The organism is Bradyrhizobium sp. (assembly GCF_049581145.1).
In the GTDB taxonomy this organism is placed as follows: domain Bacteria; phylum Pseudomonadota; class Alphaproteobacteria; order Rhizobiales; family Xanthobacteraceae; genus Bradyrhizobium.
Genome location: NZ_JBAURI010001121.1, coordinates 1 through 2,617 on the forward strand (window position 1 = coordinate 1; position 2,617 = coordinate 2,617).

Consider the following 2,617-nt stretch of genomic DNA (forward strand, 5'->3'; position numbering starts at 1 on the left):
ATTACGGCCAGGCGGTGCCGCTGCGGGGCGGCGTGCTGCTCGACATCACGGCGCTCGACGCGATCGAATGGACCAGGCCCGGCCTGCTGCGGGTCGGCGCCGGTGCGAAGCTGAACGCAATCGACGCCGAGCTGCAGCCGTTGGGCTGGGAGCTGCGCATGCATCCGTCCACCAAGCGCACCGCCACGATCGGCGGCTTCGTGGCGGGCGGATCGGGCGGCATCGGCTCGGTCAATTATGGCGGGCTGCGCGAGCCCGGCAACATCCTGGCGGCCCGCATCGTCTCCGTCGAACAGCAGCCGCGGATCATCGAACTGCGCGGCGATGCGGCGCAGAAGGTCAATCGCGCCTATGGCACGACCGGCATCATCACCGCCCTTGAAATGCCGCTGGCGCCGGCCTGGAAGTGGATCGACGTCGTGGTCGCCTTCGATGATGTCGTGGCGGCGACGGCCTTCGGCTACGAAGCCGCGCTGGCCGACGGCATCGTCAAGAAACTGCTGTCGCCGATCACCGCGCCGCTGCCGTCCTATTTCGGCGCGCTGAAACCATATTGTCCCGAGGGCAAGAGCATCCTGATCGCGATGATCGCCGAGCCCTCGCTCGAAAGCTTCAAATCGCTGTTGGGTTCGCGCGGCACGATCACGCTGGAAACACCGACCGATGAGCGCGCCGGCAATGTCCCGCTTTATGAGTATACCTGGAATCACACGACGCTGCAGGTGCTGAAATCCGATCGGTCGGTGACCTATCTGCAATGCCTCTATCCGCACGATCGTCTCATGGAGAAGGTGGTCGAAATGCGCGAGCTGTTTCCCGACGAGGTGCTGCAGCATCTCGAATTCATCCGCTTCAACGGCCGCGTCACCTGCAGCGGATTGCCCGTCGTGCGTTATACCGGGGCGGACCGGCTGGCCGAGATCATCCGGCTGCATGAGGAGCAAGGCGTCCACATCGCCAATCCCCATGTCTTCACGGTCGAGGACGGCAGCCGCTACAAGCGCGTCGACGCCGACCAGCTTGGCTTCAAGCACGAGGTCGATCCGCATGGCTTGCTCAATCCCGGCAAGATGCGGAGCTTTGTGGCCAAGAGCCTGTGACATGCGGGTGTTGTATGTCTATTGCCACCCGCTGGACGACAGTTTTCATGCCGCGATCCGCAACGAAGCGCTGGCCGCCCTGAAGATTGCGGGGCATACGGTCGACCTGCTCGATCTCTATGCCGAAGGCTTTGATCCCGTGCTGACCGCCGAGCGCCGCCGCGACTATCATGATCCCGCGCGCAACCGGGCCAACAACCAGCCCCATGTCGACCGGCTGATGGCGGCCAACGCGCTGATCGTGCAGTTCCCGACCTGGTCGTTCGGTCCGCCCGCGATGTTGAAGGGATGGTTCGACCGCATGTTCGGTCCGGGCATCGCGCTCGATCTGTCGGACGCCGCGGCCGCCAAGCCAATGCTGCTGCACATCCAGCGCATCACCGGCATTTCGACCTATGGCCGGCCGCGCTGGCAGGCCATCGGCATGGCCGATCCGCCGCGCCGGATCATCAAGCGTTATCTGCGCTGGTTCACCGGCAACCGGGCCGTGGTGCGCTACTACGCGCTGTACCACATGAACGTGGCGACAGCAGAAAAGCGCCGCCGCTTCCTCGCACGGATCCGGCGAGAAATAGAGCGATTTTAGCCCGCGCGCGGCGCCAAGGGAAGGTCCTCCATGTCCGAAAGGAGCTGGAGGCGGACCTGCGACGACGCGATTTCGTTACATTTCCCGGCGACAAGCTCATCACCTCGTACGACGCGGGCAGTACATTGGGGCAGCATAAGCCGCGCTGGCGCGCACTGCCATCGAGACGCTGCTGATAGTGGGAGGGCCAAATGATTACAAAGCCGGGCGATATCGAAATCCTCCAAGCCAACCTTGAGCCGGACACTGGCAAGAGCAGCGACCTGACTCTAGCGATCAAATTTGGCAATCCCAGTACGAGGGCAACAATCCTGATGAGACACGCTCAATTTATGCCGAATACCCGCGCAAATATTCACGGTCATGTTCTGGCCTCGGGCTTTCAGGCGTGTGGTGACGGCAAGAGCATCAAAATCTGAGCGAGCAACAGCAACGTTCCGACAATAGTTCCGACAACGATGAGAACGACGCGCCCAACGATTTCGATCGAGCGTGGGTACATATTTGGATCATGGTCGTCATTACTCATGCGCCGCTCACCCGGAGCAAGTTAGGGTTCTGCTAACTTTGAACTAGGACACCACGGGTTAAATGCGGATAGTACCCAGAAACAATTGATACAATGAAAGAGGCCAATTGAGGCAGCCCAGAATTTGACATGAGCAAAGATTCCGTCCTGCTTTGGGTTACCGTTGCGGTCATATGCGGCTTTTTCATCTGGACAGCGGCTGGTCGGCCACCGTATGGGCCGTTTAACAACATGGGATTTGACAGTAGTTGGGACTGCCCACCAAACGCAAAGCCGAGCGCTACCGTCTGCGTCAAGAAGCTATCTACCGCAAAATAGGCAACGGCCAAATCGACTTAAACCCACCAGGGGTCGAAGCGGACCGGCGCCGCGCTCAATAGGAACAGTTCGGCGACCGAGAAC

General features: G+C 60.9%; 3 protein-coding genes. All 3 read left to right on the plus strand.

The genetic code is table 11. The annotated features are described in order from the left end of the window. Positions 1–1,100: FAD-binding oxidoreductase (locus WCB02_RS35970; RefSeq protein WP_423966300.1), on the plus strand; the 1,100-nt coding region annotated here is incomplete at its 5' end. 1 nt (position 1,101) lies between these two features. Beyond that, positions 1,102–1,686, plus strand: a complete 585-nt coding sequence (locus tag WCB02_RS35975) for an NAD(P)H-dependent oxidoreductase (RefSeq protein WP_423966303.1) — start codon at positions 1,102–1,104, stop codon at positions 1,684–1,686. A 191-nt stretch (positions 1,687–1,877) separates the two neighbouring features. Beyond that, complete coding sequence (locus WCB02_RS35980; RefSeq protein WP_423966306.1) at positions 1,878–2,105, plus strand: hypothetical protein; 228 nt, start codon at positions 1,878–1,880, stop codon at positions 2,103–2,105. Positions 2,106–2,617 lie beyond the last annotated feature (512 nt).